Below are 14,666 nucleotides of genomic sequence, written 5' to 3' on the forward strand. Positions count from 1 at the left end.
GCTGCAAATGACCGATTAGGTAAAGTAACGGCACAATAAGTGCCACTTGAAAACGCAGAATATTGAGAAAAAGACTTCCATACAAAGGGCACCACCATGACAGTATCACTTCGAATTTTCTTTATCGCCGTAGGTGCAATAATGCTTGCTGGGTGTCAAAATCTTTATCAACAAGATGCTGGTGGAAACACATGTACAACAGTTGCTCCTTGTAATGGAAATAATTTCAATACTGGACCGAGCTATACACAAAATGGCGTGGTGAACACAAACAATACTATTTCGGTCATCAAGCAGGAGCCCATTATCATAACGGCGACAGGCTATGCCGCCATGATGACTAATAAGCGCCTCACTAAATCCCAAGCCCGCATTATGTCTTTGCGCAGTTCGATGCTAGACGCCTATCGAAACCTTTCTGAACGTGTATATGGCTTAAAAATTGATGGTTCAAGCTCGTTAAGCAACATGGTAATGCAAAACGATGAACTTAGAACTTACGTAGATGCTTACCTAGTTGGGGCAAAAGTGGTTTCTCAGCGAGAGCATGAAGATGGCACATTCGAAACTATAGTTGAAATGGCCTTGCAGGAAAATTTCCGTGAGTGTGTTAACTCCGGAAACGTACGGACAAACCCAAATTGTACCGTTCAACCCGGCTACCGCGCTGTTGATGTGCAAAATTCAACACCAACAACAAACTTTTATAGTATTGAATAACCAATGCTGATCTTAAAACGCACATTACTTGTCGCCTTAGTATTTTTATTGCCAGGCATGACTTTCGCTAAAAGCGTAGACGCGGTTGGCGAAGCCGTCATATACAACAACGATATTGCTGACGCTCGCTACAGAGCAACTCAACAAGCTATTAAGCAAGCGGTTTTAGAGTCAGGGTCTAGAGTTAACATAAAAGATGCGTTAAACAATGGAGAGCTTGAGTCTAACCTAGAAATTCGCAGCTCAGGTTATGTTCAAAAGGCAAGAATCTTATCTGAAGAACAAAATGGCGACTTCCTTCGCATTGTTGCTCGTGTCGACGTGACACCAGATTCACAATGCAGCTCAGGCCCAACAAGTTATTACAAAAAAACAGTCGGAGTGACAGGGTTCGAATTACAAGATCCCCTACAAGCTAGGTTAGGAGGTCTCAGTAATATATCCAGAGAGCTACCAAAAGACTTGGCGGATGAAATTAATAAGCAAGGCTACTTAAGAGCTTTAACAGCCACAAACATCGCCATCTATCCAGATCTAATAAACGCACCATCCTCCACTAACTATGATGGATCTCTAACTAATGTCACAAGAATCAGTGAGCAACTTGGTGTTCAGTACATTGTCAGTGGTGTGATTAGAGATATTGGAGAGGTTTACCTTAGATTTCCTAACGACAAAGAGTCAAAAGACCTTCTTGATGAAGGAATTGATAAAGAAAGAAACTTTGTGGTCGATATATATATATATGATGGTTTCAGCGGCGCCCTACTATTCGAGCAACGCTATAATGAAGTAGGTAACTGGGACATTTCTGACCATGCAAGAGTAGGCTTTGGCAGTGCCAAGTTTTGGTCTGTTCATTATGGAAAGGTAGTTCAGCAAGCTCTAAAAGAAAGTGCATTAGACACAAGCGATCAATTACGTTGCCAACCATTTATAGCCAACATTTTTCGCACGGAAGGGAATAGGATCCATATATCGGCAGGGTCTTTGTCTGGAATCAAGCAAGGTGATAAATTCAATGTTTATCGCCGTTATGAAGTATTCAACCAGCTGCAATCAGCTCAAACCCAGCTGAATAATGCTAATATCAGTGTTACAATAAAACAGGTTCAACCTAACTTTTCAGTTGGAGAGCTGGTTGTTGACTCCCGCATTTTGAATGTACAACAACAAGATGTCGTGATTGCTTGGTAACTTTATATAACAACGCCTATACACTACAGGCCGCTTTATTTTTTTAGGACAGTACAATGAATAACGAATTACTACATCACCTAGAGCAACGCATCAACGAAGCTGTAGAAGAAATTGGCTCACTGCGCAAACGCATTTCAGAGCTTGAAATGCAAAACTATGAACTTAGTGAAGAAAAAAGTGAAATTCAAAGCACTCTGAGCCAAACTAAGGAACAACAATCCAACTGGGAATCCTCTCTTTCTCAGATGTTAAACCGCTTAAATCAGATGGACGAAAAATGATGAAATCACTTTTACTTGCAACTTTAGTTTTAGTTAGTGCACACGCATCCGCTGAAGGTCAAATTGCGAGTTTGGTAAATTTTTCATCTACAGCGGCGCGCCCAACAACAGCTGAAGGCGAAACAAATGTAACCTCCATTATAAACGCATCAATGGAGTACACTCTGCCAGAAAATATTTCTTTGTATGGCGGGTTATCATTTGTTATTGGAGAAACATTCGAGAACTCCGTCTCTTTCGGGTCCCGTTATTATAGCGCGACACCAGCACTTCAAATTTTACCAGGCATTCCAATGTGGTCATTTATAGGTGGTGGCGTCTCATTCTTCGACGAGACAGTCTATTATCCAGAAGCTGGTTTTCGCATTGGAATATCAGATGCATCACGGTTAGATATTTTTGTGAAAATTCTAAACAGCAGTAGTGACACCTATGACAAACACGTCATGGTTGGTGCGGGACTTACTTTCTAAGTAAGATGAAATTATTACCTTTTTTCATCGCCAGCGCCTTAATCACAACGACTTACATTTGGTGGCAAAGCGGAAAACACATCACTGTTATCCTACCAAGTGAGGATCAGCGAAAAGAAATGCTTGGTATAAGCAATACACCAAGAGTTCCGCTGACCCCAATAAAATATTGAGCCTTGTGTTTCTATGGAACAACTTATAGCAAAACTCGAAGCTAAGATAAACTGGCTAACTGAGCAGTTAAAATCAGCAAACGAGGAAATACTAAAACTACAAGAAAAGACAACCACTTCCATTGAATACAGTGCTTCAATGGATTTATTACAACACATGGCCGATCGGTCAACAGAAGATCAACTGCAGCTTTATATTGAAGACTCTCTTGACCTTTTAAGTACCGCATCAGTCCCTGAGCAAGTAAAAAAGCCAAATAGAGTGGAACATCAACTCAACTTTGACTTAATGCACGAGCATGCTGATAACAGCACCACAACCACGACAACAGAACAGATTGATTACATGACCACACAACAAACAGAGCTTAACGGCTTGCAAGAAGACGACAAACTAGTCGATAACGACACTAGCGTACAAGAAGCAAGTGACAGCACGACAGAAGCAGCGACATTGACGCCAGAACAAAAAAAGCGTCAAAAAAACCAGAAAAACAATCGCCGCCTAATCAAAATGCTCGAAGACCGTTATCCGAAAGCGTTTGACTGGAATCAACCTAAGCCTCTGAAAGTCGGCATAGACAAAGACATGGTTCTGGATGATGACTTTAACGCTAGCAAACAAAAACGCGCCCTAGCAGCCTACACGCGCTCAGACAGATACAAAAAATGTTTACTGTCAGGCCAACCACGAATTGATCTGGAGGGTGTAGCAGTAAATAACGAGCCAGCCCTACCTGAATCCATGATTCCCGCTAAAGCCAAGACAGCGACAACTAGCCGACCAGCTAGAGAAAAGCCTGCTCAGCCGACTCGTAGCAATAAACCAAAAGCCCAAGCTAAAAACAGAGCAAACTCAAAACCTAAGCACGCCCAAAGCGCTCCCAAACAAGAAGATATTTACGACAACCTATCCCCTGAAGAGCGCATGAAAGCAAAATTAGAAAAATTGCTAAATAAATCTTAAAAAACTATTTACATAGTAAAGCGCGATGTATATTATACGTCGCGCTGCTGTGGAGGGGTTCCCGAGTGGCCAAAGGGAGCAGATTGTAAATCTGCCACGAAAGTTTCGGTGGTTCGAATCCACCTCCCTCCACCATTAGCAGTATCTTCTTAAGATTCAACATCTTACAGCCCAAAAATCAAACACAACCCTCAAGACCTCGTCAAGAAACCACCTAACAATCAAGAAAAGCACAACCTATTCCTTACACTCAATTTTTTGCGACACCACCCTTCTTACATCACCACCCGCCAACACCATCACACCAAACACACACTCACCCTAAAAAGACCAGCATCCAGCAGCACACCCACATGCTCTCAAAACCCACCCAGTTAAACAGCTTAGACGGACGATAGACGATAGACGATAGACGATAGACGATAGACGATAGACGATAGACGATAGACGATAGACGATAGACGATAGACGATAGACGATAGACGATAGACGATAGACGATAGACGATAGACGATAGACGATAGACGATAGACGATAGACGATAGACGATAGACGATAGACGATAGACGATAGACGATAGACGATAGACGATAGACGATAGACGATAGACGATAGACGATAGACGATAGACGATTTTGAAACTATCTAAAGAAAGGTCAAGAAATAAATAGAGGACATTAAGGCGATTATGAGAAGAATGGTGGGTCGTACTGGATTCGAACCAGTGACCAATTGATTAAAAGTCAACTGCTCTACCAACTGAGCTAACGACCCGCTCATATTTTTACTGATTTATTAATGGTCGGAGTAGAGAGATTCGAACTCCCGACATCCTGCTCCCAAAGCAGGCGCGCTACCAGACTGCGCTATACTCCGAATGGCTCCTCGAACTGGACTCGAACCAGTGACCCAATGATTAACAGTCATTTGCTCTACCAACTGAGCTATCGAGGAATTAATCAGATTAGAATTCTGTATAGGGATAGTTGGTGGGTCGTACTGGATTCGAACCAGTGACCAATTGATTAAAAGTCAACTGCTCTACCAACTGAGCTAACGACCCAACTATCAAGTAATGGGGTGGACGATGGGGCTTGAACCCACGACCGCCGGAATCACAATCCGGAGCTCTACCAACTGAGCTACGCCCACCATTACTAATGGTGATGATAAAATAAATGGTCGGAGTAGAGAGATTCGAACTCCCGACATCCTGCTCCCAAAGCAGGCGCGCTACCAGACTGCGCTATACTCCGAATGGCTCCTCGAACTGGACTCGAACCAGTGACCCAATGATTAACAGTCATTTGCTCTACCAACTGAGCTATCGAGGAACTAATATTTTATCTTGCCACAACAACCACCTTTAGAAGATGGCGGAGGAGGAGAGATTCGAACTCTCGGTAGGCTATTAACCTACGCCAGTTTTCAAGACTGGTGCATTAAACCGCTCTGCCACCCCTCCGTTGCGAGCGAGGTGTATAATACTGATTTGAAATTTCAGTGCAACCTCTTTTTTAAAAAAGTTTAACTTTTTTCACTCACGTAGCCTTGATCAGCAGAAGAACGGATCCACACATTAGAATACCAGTAATAATGCTGTCCTGAATTGTCAGGCATCGTACAGTTTATACGACCACGACCAACACCAAAAGGCTTCGGTGCACTTGCCAGCACTTCCGTCTCAGAAAGCCACTCAAGGGTCGCCTTTCCTTGACCAGATACATAACAAGCCAAGTCTTTAAAACGATACTTACCTTCTTTAAAAGTCAAACTAATCGACACAGGCTGATCGGTTGCGTAATCACCACCCGCCTTTTCTGATAAGAGTGGCATTGGCTTAGCATTTAACTTTGTTTTTAATGTTGATAACTTGGCATAAGCACCAGACGCAGGGAAACGAGGCAGATTTTCGAAGTCAGAATCTGCACTTACCACGCCAGACTGTTGTCCGAATGCCAAAATCCCCCTCTCTTTCATCATGCTACGAATCTGCCCATTAGACTCACCATAAGGATAAGCCAGCATTTTTGGTGAGCTTCCGAGGTACTTAACCAGCAAACCTTCAACAGTATCTACTTCATTTGTCATACGTGACATCCAAGCGTCATCGGTTTCACCCTTCTCTTTACGCAACATATAAGGATGACTAATTGTATGGTTAGCGAACACACCACCAGACTTCTCCATCTCCTTCATCTGCTCCCAAGTTAAAAAGCTACGGCTTTTACGCTCTACTGGTTCAGTATTGATAAACACCGTAAAAGGAAAATTCCTTTCTTTTAAGACAGGAAATCCCGCTTGGTAAATGTTGCGATAAGCATCATCAAATGAAATCGCCACGGCTTTTTCAGGTAACGCTTTATTCGCTTTTAGATCATCCAATGCAGAACGTAAATCCACAACTTGAAAGCCTGCATTTTTTAAATAGTCCATATGTTCAGTAAACTGCTCAGGCGTCACCGAAGTTGATTTAGGCGAGCTAGCACTTACATGATGGTATTGCAGAACTGGCAAATAATCTTGCGCCTGAAGCATCGTACTTGCACTTAGGGCAGCGATGACAACGCTATAACGAGCCTTTGACAACATGTCTATTCCTTATTGATTAATATTTATGCTCATTCTACGTGACGAATAGCAGGTCTGACCAGCTCACCAAAACACTACAAACTGTTATGGCTATTTTCTCATGTCACTGCATCTACTCATTTTCATAGCACCCTCCTACACTCAAGAGACATCAAGGAGTTCTCAACAAAAGGAATAACTATCTCCACAAGAGGAAAAATCATGAGTAAATCCGCTTTTTACAAAAATTTGGGCAATCAACTCCACACACTTAAGCAAGAAGGCCTTTATAAAGTTGAGCGTCCTCTAACAACACCACAAGCAAGCCAAATCAATACAGCCGATCAATCACCTCTAATTAATCTGTGCGCAAATAATTACCTTGGTTTGGCAAATGATAGCCAAGTCACAAAAACCGCTCACCAAGCACTAAATGACTACGGCTACGGCATGGCTTCAGTACGTTTTATTTGTGGTACGCAAAACATACACACCCGATTAGAGAAAAGCCTTAGTGATTTTCTCCAAATGGAAGACACCATACTTTATTCTTCTTGTTTTGATGCCAACGGCGGCTTATTTGAAACTATACTCAGCGATAAAGACGCTGTCATCAGTGATGCGCTCAACCACGCCAGCATTATTGACGGTATTCGCCTATGCAAAGCAAAGCGCTACCGTTACGCCAATAACGACATGAATGAACTGGAAGACAAATTACAACAAGCCGATAAAGATGGGGCGAAAACCAAACTCATTGTCACTGATGGTGTTTTCTCTATGGATGGCATAATTGCCGACCTAAAATCCATCTGCGACCTTGCTGATAAGTACGATGCGTTAGTAATGGTAGACGACTCTCATGCAGTAGGTTTTTTGGGCGAAAATGGCCGAGGTAGCCATGAGTACTGCAATGTACTTGGTCGTATCGACATTATCACAGGAACATTGGGCAAAGCGTTAGGTGGCGCATCTGGTGGCTATACCAGCGCTTCAGCAGACATTGTTGATTGGCTTCGTCAACGCTCTCGCCCATACTTGTTTTCAAATTCATTAGCACCAGTTATCGCAGCCACCAGCTTACAGATTGTAGAGTCCCTAAAAAAAGGCGATTCAGCCCGCAAACAACTAAAAGCAAACAGCCAATACTTCCGCACCCAAATGAACGCCCTAGGCTTCAACCTAGTGCCTGGCGATCACCCTATTATTCCTGTTATTTTAGGGGACGCAAAACTCGCACAAGAGATGGCAAATGCGCTATATAAAGAAGGGATCTTTGTAACCGGATTCGCCTACCCAGTTGTTCCAATGGGCAAAGCCAGAATTCGCACACAAATGTCAGCGTCACTAACAAGGGAACAGCTCGATCTTGCCATAGCTGCCTTTACCAAGGTAGGCCGCGAGATGGGTGTCATTGAAGGAAAAAGGGAAGGAAATAAATAATGAAAACGCTTGCGAAACTTCATGCGAAAAAAGGAATTTGGATGACAGACGCCCCGCATCCAGAATGTGGACATAACGATGTCGTTATCAAAATAAGCAAAACCGCCATCTGTGGAACAGATATGCATATCTATCAATGGGACGAATGGGCACAAAACACTATTCCTGTGCCCATGACCGTTGGCCATGAATTTGTAGGAGAGATAACAGAAATTGGTCCTGAAGTGTCTGGGTTCAATATAGGCGACCGTGTTTCTGGGGAAGGTCATATTACTTGTGGCCATTGCCGAAACTGTCGTGCCGGCCGTCGCCATCTGTGTCGAACAACACTTGGGGTTGGCGTCAATCGCACAGGCGCTTTCGCGGAATATTTGGTCATTCCAGCCAGCAACGCATTCAAGATCCCCAATAACATCAGCGACGATATGGCGGCTATATTCGATCCTTTTGGTAACGCTACTCACACCGCCCTGTCATTCGATTTAATCGGCGAAGACGTTTTAATCACTGGCGCTGGGCCAATTGGCGCCATGGCAGCAGCCATTGCTAAGCATGTAGGTGCGCGCAATGTAGTGATTACCGATGTAAACGACTTCCGCCTAGATCTGGCAAAAAAAATGGGCGCGACCCGCACCGTCAACGTCAGCCGTGAATCATTAAAAGATGTGATGAACGAGATAGACATGCAGGAAGGATTCGATGTTGGATTAGAAATGTCAGGCAATGACACAGCGTTCCGCTCTATGCTGGAATGCATGAATCACGGCGGGAAAATTGCCATGCTAGGCATTCCAGGAAAAGACACACAGATAGACTGGAACCAAGTCATTTTTAAAGGCCTTATAATCAAAGGTATTTATGGACGAGAAATGTACGAAACTTGGTATAAAATGGTTGCCATGCTGCAATCTGGCTTAGACATTTCCCCCATCATCACCCACCGCTTTCATGTTGATGAATTTCAACAAGGCTTCGACACAATGGGGTCAGGTAAATCAGGAAAAGTGATTCTGGACTGGAATTAAATCCACCTTGGTTATTGCGTCTAGAAGATGATCGCGTTAGCGTATTCTTTTAGACGCAAACCGAGCAATCACATGTTAGAAATAGGCACTCAAACTCACCCTCTTCCTCATCAAGATGCGCTTTATATATTGCTCCACCGCAACCAAGTCTTAATAGAGCTAGATAATGAATTTTTGATTCCCTTTACTCACTTTCAGCCCAACTCCAAAATGAGCGCTATTTATTGTGGGCAATGGCACGGCCAAGATGTCTTTGTATGTCGTTTTGAATCTATTCCCAAAGGCTTTTCCGAAATTGGCCTAAGGGAGTTACTGTTTTTACAAGATCAAGCCCATTACCTCTTACTCAGCCGGGCACACCAACTATCCACATGGGACAGAGACCATCAATTCTGTGGTCGCTGTGGCGCGCCCATGAATGAAAAGCACACCAAAGAACACACCAAAATTTGCTCTGTTTGCAACCTACGCCACTACCCTAGAATTTCTCCCTGCATCATCGTCTCCATCCGTAATGGCGACCAAATACTGCTTGCTCGAGGCCCACAAGCTCCAAAAGATAGATATAGCAACATCGCAGGATTTGTTGAGGCGGGCGAAACCTTGGAACAGGCAGTAGCTCGTGAAATACAAGAAGAAGTCGGACTTGAGGTAACCAACATACGCTATGTTGATAGTCAGCCTTGGTCCTTTCCACACCAACTCATGGTCGGCTTTTTTGCTGATTACGCTGGCGGTGACATTACACCCGCTCCAGGCGAGATTGAAGAAGCTAATTGGTACCCAATTGATAACTTGCCGAACACCCCAAACAACGCGACGATTTCAGGCCAGCTGATTAATTTACATGTGGAACACATAAAAAAAGCAAAAACTCACTAGCTTCTTCTTTTCCTTTTCAGGCACACGCTTTATAGAAAGTGTAGTGCCTAAAAGCGCCCCCAATTCATCGATTTTATTCCTTCTCCGCTAGAAATCCTTGAGTAAATACCTATACTAGCCACCCAGATAAGTAACGACTCATTCACTTCCCATAAAAGAATAAAACTGAGAACCTCGTGGAAGACCTACTAAATTCAATCGAACAAAAAGTAAAACCATTAATAGGTTTAGGCAAAGTCGCAGATTACATTCCTGCTCTAGCGAATGTAGATCCGAATCAATTTGGTATTGCCATCTACAGCAACGATGGAAAGCTCTATCATGCAGGTCAAGCTTATACAGACTTCTCTATCCAGAGTATTTCTAAAGTCTTTAGCTTGACCCTTGCCATCAAACATTATGGCGAAGACATGTGGAAGCGAGTTGGACGTGAACCTTCCGGTAACCCATTTAATTCCCTCGTGCAGTTAGAATACGAAGCAGGCGTACCCAGAAACCCTTTCATCAATGCTGGCGCCTTGGTCATCAGTGATATGAATCAGTCTCGTTTTGCCTCGCCACATTACGCCATGCGAGAGTTTATTCGTCGCTTAGCCGATAACCCCCATTTGAATTCTGAGCACATCGTTGCCAGCTCTGAATATGAGTTTCGTGCTCGAAATGCTTCCATGGCGTACTTAATGAAAGCCTTTGGTAATTTCGAAAATGATGTAGAAGATGTCTTGCATAGCTACTTCGACAATTGTGCGATGCGCATGAATTGTGTGGACTTAGCAAAAGCCTTTAGCTTCCTTGCCAACAAGGGCTTCTCTCAGCTTAGTGGTGAGCAAGTACTTAGTGCGCGAGAAACTACTCAGGTAAACGGCCTACTCGCCACCAGCGGCTTATACGACGAAGCTGGCAACTTTGCTTATCGTGTTGGACTACCAGGCAAAAGCGGTGTTGGCGGCGGTATTCTTGCCATCGTCCCAAATCGTTTTTCAGTTTGTGTTTGGTCACCCGAACTGAACAAATCGGGCAATTCACTAGCGGGCATGGCTGCGCTTGAAGCCCTATCGGAAAGCATCGGCTGGTCGGTATTTGGTTAGGCTCTTCTTAAACCAGAAGCAAAAATACAACGACCAAAAACAGAAAAGGGCTTCACGAGAAGCCCTTTTTTAGTATCACAGTTTTTAACAACATATTGGCGAGCGTAGTAGCCACCTAGTTAGAGATGGCGTCACGAGCGAAGCCAAGACGAGTCTTTTTTTAACAAAGAGCTCATAACGTCATACAGTTAGTCTGTGATGACTTTGTAACACGGCACATACGCACTGCCCGGCAACTTCATCCGTTGCTGACGAACAAACGCTTGCAACAAGGCATCCAGTTTCGCCAATAACGCTTTGTCGCCATGAATCTCGAACGGCCCAAACTCTTTGATGTAAGCCACGCCTTGCGCTTTTACGTTGCCGGCAACGATAGACGAAAAGGCACGACGTAAATCCGCGGCAAGCAAATGCGTCTCTTGATTGAAGTGTAGGTTCAGCTCACGCACTTTTTCATGGGTTGGCTCAAACGGATATTGGAATTCTTCTGGAATATGCAGTTTCCAGTTGTAGTAAAACGCATCTTGATGGGCTTTACGATACTGGCGAACTTCTTCCATACCTTGCTTCATGGCACGGGCAACTTCCACTTCGTCTTCAATAATAATACGGTATTTATTTTGTGCTTCCGAACCTAATACCTCGCCAATGAAGGCGTGAATTTGCTCGAAATACTCGGCACTCTCTTTTGGTCCTGAAAACACTAATGGAAAAGGCACGCCAGCATTTTTCGGGTGTAGCAAGATTCCCAAAATATACAGAATTTCTTCTGCGGTTCCAGCACCACCAGGGAAAACGACAATACCGTGACCAACACGGACAAAGGCTTCTAGACGCTTCTCGATATCCGGCATGATAACTAGCTGGTTTACGATAGGATTCGGAGATTCTGCCGCAATAATACCTGGCTCTGTTAAGCCTAAATACACGCCATTCTTCATACGCTGTTTGGCATGCGCAATGGCAGCGCCTTTCATCGGCCCTTTCATCGCCCCTGGCCCACAACCAGTACAAATATTCAGTTCACGCAAGCCCAATTCATGACCTACGCGTTTAGTATAATCGTACTCGTGACGAGCGATAGAATGGCCACCCCAACACACAATCATGTCTGGATTTTGAATACGTCGGAACACATTGGCGTTACGTAATAGCTCAAATACCACATTGGTTAGCTTGTCTGAGCTGGCATTCTCAAGACCGCGAGCAAGAATTTCATGTTGAGTAAAAATAATGTCACGTAATACGCTGAATAACATCTCACGCACACTGCTGATCATCTTTCCATCTACAAACGCACTGCCTGGTGCATTTTTAAGCTGTAGCTTCACACCTCGTTCTTGCTGCACGATGCGGATTTCAAAATCTTTAAACTCTTCCATCACTGCTTGTGGGTCATCCGAGTCGCTACCGCAATTCAAAATAGCCAAAGAACAGCGGTGAAATAAGTCATGAAGCGGACCCGACTCTTCTGACAAACGAAAAATCTCATCCTGAGACAACATCTCTAACGAACCTTTCGGTGCGACTAACGCATCAACGCGATCTTCGTACTGCATGATCGCCCTCCTTATTCTCAATTTAATAATGTCTTTGAATATGATTACCTCTAAATATAGTGGTCGCGCAATAGCCTTTTATCAAGCTTTAGCGATCAACTTAGTGAAAATAGTCAGAGTGAAATCAATTATTTAGTCTGTAGTATTTTCGGTATAACTCGCCCGTAATGACAGATAATAATGGGACGACATTTCAATTAAACGACTGTAAGTGCGACGAAATTCAAATAGCAGAGTACCGTTTAAATATAAGCTTTCCAAAGGCACGTCAGCGTTTAATAATAAAACCACCTGATGGTCATAACATTCATCCACCAAGCTAATAAAGCGACGTACAGCATCGTCATTTACTCCCAATGAAACGGCACGCTCACCCGTTTGCCCTGAACCAATCGCACCGTCTTCTGTGCCTCGCGCCTTAATATGCTCATAAGGTTCGCTGCTCAGTTCTGGAATGCCAGTGAGCATTATCATGGGATAGGTTTGCGCCAACTCTATGTAATCCAACGACGACCTAGGGCCATCGCACAAGGCATAAAAATCAAACCAAACAATATTGTCTGCCGACTCAATGACCGTAATCGCACGACGGCACACTTGCAGCGGTTGCTGATTGTTTTTCCCCTTTGCAAGTTGATGAAACAAAGTCGACATATCCTGTTCGCTTTTAACAAAATAATTTTCTGTAAAACCAGTATGCCGTAATCTATGGTCTTCTTCGCCACTAAGATGGATGCTTTTTAAATGATCTTGTAACAAGACAATGGCAGGCGCAAAACGCTCTTTTTGCAACTGGTTCTGAAACAAATTTTCCACCGCAATATTCGACGTGGCTACCAGCACAACATCTTCTTCAAACAAGGCTTCAACCAAACCACCTAGCAACATGGCATCACCAATATCAGAGACAAAAAACTCATCAAAACACAGCACTCGACATTCTTCCGCCAAACGTTTCGCTATGCCTTTCAAGGGATTTTTCTGGCCGAAGGCAAGATTCAACTCTCGGTGCAAGCGCGCCATAAAATGATGAAAATGCAACCTTAGCGCCAATCCATCAGGCAAGCAGTGATAGAACAGGTCCATCAAGAAAGTTTTGCCGCGCCCCACATCCCCCCAAAGATAAACCCCTTTGATTGGCTCCACCTTATCCTGGTCTGATGAATTCGAAAGTACCGCTTGATAAACACGCTCCAACTCCTGTAACGCGGACTGTTGGCACTCATCAAAACTCACTTCATTTTGCTCTAAGCGAGTTTGATAGGTTTGCAAAGGTGTCATGCACTATTACCTTTTAAAATATATGAGCTTTAAAACTGGCGAATCAGAATACTTACATTGAATAGTCGACAGCATACTGATGAATCGCGATCTTGATCAAATCCAGCACAGGCTGAGAAGTGAACTTACGAGGCATAGTAATGGCATAGAAGTTTTCGAAGGCTTGAGGGATACTTTCATAATCTTGGAGCACTTTCGACTGAATCTCATCTTTTACCACCACAGGGGGCAATACAGACAAATAGCCACTGTCCCTTGCTAACAATCGCAACATTGCCATATCATCAACTTCCGCTTTGATGTCTGGCTGATATTGATGAGTGGCACAAAAGGATTCAAAGGAAGAGCGAATATCGGTATTGCGCCCCGGTACCACCCATTTTTTATCTTCATAGCCTTGAGGAAAAGGCGTATCAGGCTTTTCACCATAAGGTCCAACAATCGCCACGGCTTGTCTGGCGACCAACTGATTTTGCCAGGTGGTGTCTTGGCCTTCACTTAGAATGGCACGATTGGTTAGCGCTAGATCCAATTCGTGATTAACGAGGCCGCTAAGTAAATCAGTCATGCCTCTCGAAGCAAGTGAAAAGTCCACATTCTCACTTTTTAGCAAGGGCGCAATAAAACTTTCTATAAAATTCCTCGACAAATTACTCTGCACGCCAATGGTTATGTGCTGAACCTGCGTGGCGCTGTCTTTCTGGATAAACTTTTCTAACTCTTCACCGGTATTAAAAATATCTTGCGCATAGGCCAGCACTCGACGTCCCACGTCAGTCAACACCAGCTTACGTCCTTGGCGAACAAACAACGCCACATCCAAGCTAAGCTCTAGCTGCTTTATCTGCGCTGACAACGCCGATTGAGATATGTGCAAGGTTTCTGCTGCATCCGTCAGGCTCGAGCTCCTAGCCACTCGCCAAAAATAATACAGATGGTGATAATTCAGTCGAGCCATGAAAAAGTACCTGCAAATACATAATATAAAGTGAACGTTTTATAA

13 protein-coding genes and 9 tRNA genes are annotated in these 14,666 nt (G+C 43.8%); 10 read left to right on the top strand and 12 right to left on the bottom strand.

Going from position 1 to position 14,666, the window contains the following annotated elements:
* The first annotated feature begins 96 nt into the window (after positions 1–96).
* From JSY38_RS06190 to JSY38_RS06215, 6 genes are all read left to right on the top strand, one after another.
* Positions 97–720, top strand: coding sequence for an LPP20 family lipoprotein (locus JSY38_RS06190; protein ID WP_205115842.1), 624 nt, complete (start codon positions 97–99; stop codon positions 718–720).
* Positions 721–723: 3 nt separating this feature from the next.
* Entirely contained in the window at positions 724–1,917 is a 1,194-nt protein-coding gene (locus JSY38_RS06195) for a flagellar assembly protein FlgT (protein ID WP_205115843.1), read from the top strand.
* A 56-nt stretch (positions 1,918–1,973) separates the two neighbouring features.
* Positions 1,974–2,201 carry a cell division protein ZapB gene (locus JSY38_RS06200; protein ID WP_205115845.1) on the top strand — a complete coding sequence of 76 codons (228 nt, stop codon included), beginning with the start codon at positions 1,974–1,976 and terminating at the stop codon, positions 2,199–2,201.
* A complete protein-coding gene (locus JSY38_RS06205; protein WP_239544387.1) occupies positions 2,198–2,674 on the top strand; it encodes a hypothetical protein in 477 nt (158 codons plus the stop codon). Before JSY38_RS06200 ends, JSY38_RS06205 begins: the two co-directional genes overlap by 4 nt.
* 186 nt (positions 2,675–2,860) lie before the next feature.
* Positions 2,861–3,814, top strand: coding sequence for a ProQ/FINO family protein (locus tag JSY38_RS06210; protein ID WP_205115847.1), 954 nt, complete (start codon positions 2,861–2,863; stop codon positions 3,812–3,814).
* Positions 3,815–3,865: 51 nt separating this feature from the next.
* A tRNA-Tyr gene (locus JSY38_RS06215) sits at positions 3,866–3,949 on the top strand.
* A 563-nt stretch (positions 3,950–4,512) separates the two neighbouring features.
* On the opposite strand, the gene JSY38_RS06220 is transcribed toward JSY38_RS06215, so the two are convergent.
* The 9 genes from JSY38_RS06220 to JSY38_RS06260 all read right to left on the bottom strand — a co-directional run bounded on the left by JSY38_RS06220 (position 4,513) and on the right by JSY38_RS06260 (position 6,406).
* A tRNA-Lys gene (locus JSY38_RS06220) sits at positions 4,513–4,588 on the bottom strand.
* A 25-nt stretch (positions 4,589–4,613) separates the two neighbouring features.
* Positions 4,614–4,690: transfer RNA gene (locus tag JSY38_RS06225), tRNA-Pro, on the bottom strand.
* A gap of 2 nt (positions 4,691–4,692) precedes the next feature.
* Positions 4,693–4,768 (bottom strand) — tRNA-Asn (locus tag JSY38_RS06230).
* Positions 4,769–4,801: 33 nt separating this feature from the next.
* A tRNA-Lys gene (locus JSY38_RS06235) sits at positions 4,802–4,877 on the bottom strand.
* Positions 4,878–4,890: 13 nt separating this feature from the next.
* Positions 4,891–4,966: transfer RNA gene (locus tag JSY38_RS06240), tRNA-His, on the bottom strand.
* Between the two features lie 27 nt (positions 4,967–4,993).
* Positions 4,994–5,070 (bottom strand) — tRNA-Pro (locus JSY38_RS06245).
* Between the two features lie 2 nt (positions 5,071–5,072).
* Positions 5,073–5,148: transfer RNA gene (locus tag JSY38_RS06250), tRNA-Asn, on the bottom strand.
* 40 nt (positions 5,149–5,188) lie between these two features.
* Positions 5,189–5,279: transfer RNA gene (locus JSY38_RS06255), tRNA-Ser, on the bottom strand.
* Between the two features lie 62 nt (positions 5,280–5,341).
* On the bottom strand, positions 5,342–6,406 hold the full coding sequence (locus tag JSY38_RS06260) for a polysaccharide deacetylase family protein (protein ID WP_205115849.1): 1,065 nt from the start codon (positions 6,404–6,406) through the stop codon (positions 5,342–5,344).
* Between the two features lie 201 nt (positions 6,407–6,607).
* Between JSY38_RS06260 and JSY38_RS06265 the strand changes: the two genes are divergently transcribed.
* The 4 genes from JSY38_RS06265 (at position 6,608) to glsB (ending at position 10,823) form a co-directional block, all read left to right on the top strand.
* Complete coding sequence (locus tag JSY38_RS06265; RefSeq protein ID WP_114412649.1) at positions 6,608–7,828, top strand: glycine C-acetyltransferase; 1,221 nt, start codon at positions 6,608–6,610, stop codon at positions 7,826–7,828.
* Positions 7,828–8,853: an L-threonine 3-dehydrogenase gene (gene tdh, locus JSY38_RS06270; RefSeq protein WP_205115851.1), complete on the top strand. Its 1,026-nt coding sequence runs from the start codon at positions 7,828–7,830 to the stop codon at positions 8,851–8,853. The genes JSY38_RS06265 and tdh overlap by 1 nt, the downstream gene beginning before the upstream one ends.
* Before the next feature lie 72 nt (positions 8,854–8,925).
* Positions 8,926–9,735 (top strand): NAD(+) diphosphatase, encoded by an 810-nt coding sequence (nudC, locus tag JSY38_RS06275; protein WP_114412651.1) that lies wholly within the window; start codon positions 8,926–8,928, stop codon positions 9,733–9,735.
* 176 nt (positions 9,736–9,911) lie between these two features.
* On the top strand, positions 9,912–10,823 hold the full coding sequence (glsB, locus tag JSY38_RS06280; protein WP_205115852.1) for a glutaminase B: 912 nt from the start codon (positions 9,912–9,914) through the stop codon (positions 10,821–10,823).
* Positions 10,824–11,011: 188 nt separating this feature from the next.
* Here the strand turns inward: glsB and ppnN are convergent, their stop codons facing one another.
* The 3 genes from ppnN to JSY38_RS06295 form a co-directional block, all read right to left on the bottom strand.
* Entirely contained in the window at positions 11,012–12,382 is a 1,371-nt protein-coding gene (gene ppnN, locus JSY38_RS06285; RefSeq protein WP_114412653.1) for a nucleotide 5'-monophosphate nucleosidase PpnN, read from the bottom strand.
* A 132-nt stretch (positions 12,383–12,514) separates the two neighbouring features.
* Positions 12,515–13,663 (bottom strand): cell division protein ZapE, encoded by a 1,149-nt coding sequence (zapE, locus tag JSY38_RS06290; RefSeq protein WP_205115853.1) that lies wholly within the window; start codon positions 13,661–13,663, stop codon positions 12,515–12,517.
* A gap of 52 nt (positions 13,664–13,715) precedes the next feature.
* Positions 13,716–14,621 (bottom strand): LysR family transcriptional regulator, encoded by a 906-nt coding sequence (locus tag JSY38_RS06295; RefSeq protein ID WP_114412655.1) that lies wholly within the window; start codon positions 14,619–14,621, stop codon positions 13,716–13,718.
* Between the last annotated feature and the right edge of the window lie 45 nt (positions 14,622–14,666).

This window comes from Marinomonas foliarum, from assembly GCF_016906065.1.
Taxonomy (GTDB): Bacteria; Pseudomonadota; Gammaproteobacteria; order Pseudomonadales; family Marinomonadaceae; genus Marinomonas; species Marinomonas foliarum.

Bases quoted from the DNA above. Each gene is read 5' to 3' on its own strand.
- JSY38_RS06190 (WP_205115842.1), top strand. From the start codon at position 97: ATGACAGTATCACTTCGAATTTTCTTTATCGCCGTAGGTGCAATAATG.
- JSY38_RS06195 (WP_205115843.1), top strand. From the start codon at position 724: ATGCTGATCTTAAAACGCACATTACTTGTCGCCTTAGTATTTTTATTG.
- JSY38_RS06200 (WP_205115845.1), top strand. From the start codon at position 1,974: ATGAATAACGAATTACTACATCACCTAGAGCAACGCATCAACGAAGCT.
- JSY38_RS06205 (WP_239544387.1), top strand. From the start codon at position 2,198: ATGATGAAATCACTTTTACTTGCAACTTTAGTTTTAGTTAGTGCACAC.
- JSY38_RS06210 (WP_205115847.1), top strand. From the start codon at position 2,861: ATGGAACAACTTATAGCAAAACTCGAAGCTAAGATAAACTGGCTAACT.
- JSY38_RS06260 (WP_205115849.1), bottom strand. From the start codon at position 6,406: ATGTTGTCAAAGGCTCGTTATAGCGTTGTCATCGCTGCCCTAAGTGCA.
- JSY38_RS06265 (WP_114412649.1), top strand. From the start codon at position 6,608: ATGAGTAAATCCGCTTTTTACAAAAATTTGGGCAATCAACTCCACACA.
- tdh (WP_205115851.1), top strand. From the start codon at position 7,828: ATGAAAACGCTTGCGAAACTTCATGCGAAAAAAGGAATTTGGATGACA.
- nudC (WP_114412651.1), top strand. From the start codon at position 8,926: ATGTTAGAAATAGGCACTCAAACTCACCCTCTTCCTCATCAAGATGCG.
- ppnN (WP_114412653.1), bottom strand. From the start codon at position 12,382: ATGCAGTACGAAGATCGCGTTGATGCGTTAGTCGCACCGAAAGGTTCG.
- zapE (WP_205115853.1), bottom strand. From the start codon at position 13,663: ATGACACCTTTGCAAACCTATCAAACTCGCTTAGAGCAAAATGAAGTG.
- JSY38_RS06295 (WP_114412655.1), bottom strand. From the start codon at position 14,621: ATGGCTCGACTGAATTATCACCATCTGTATTATTTTTGGCGAGTGGCT.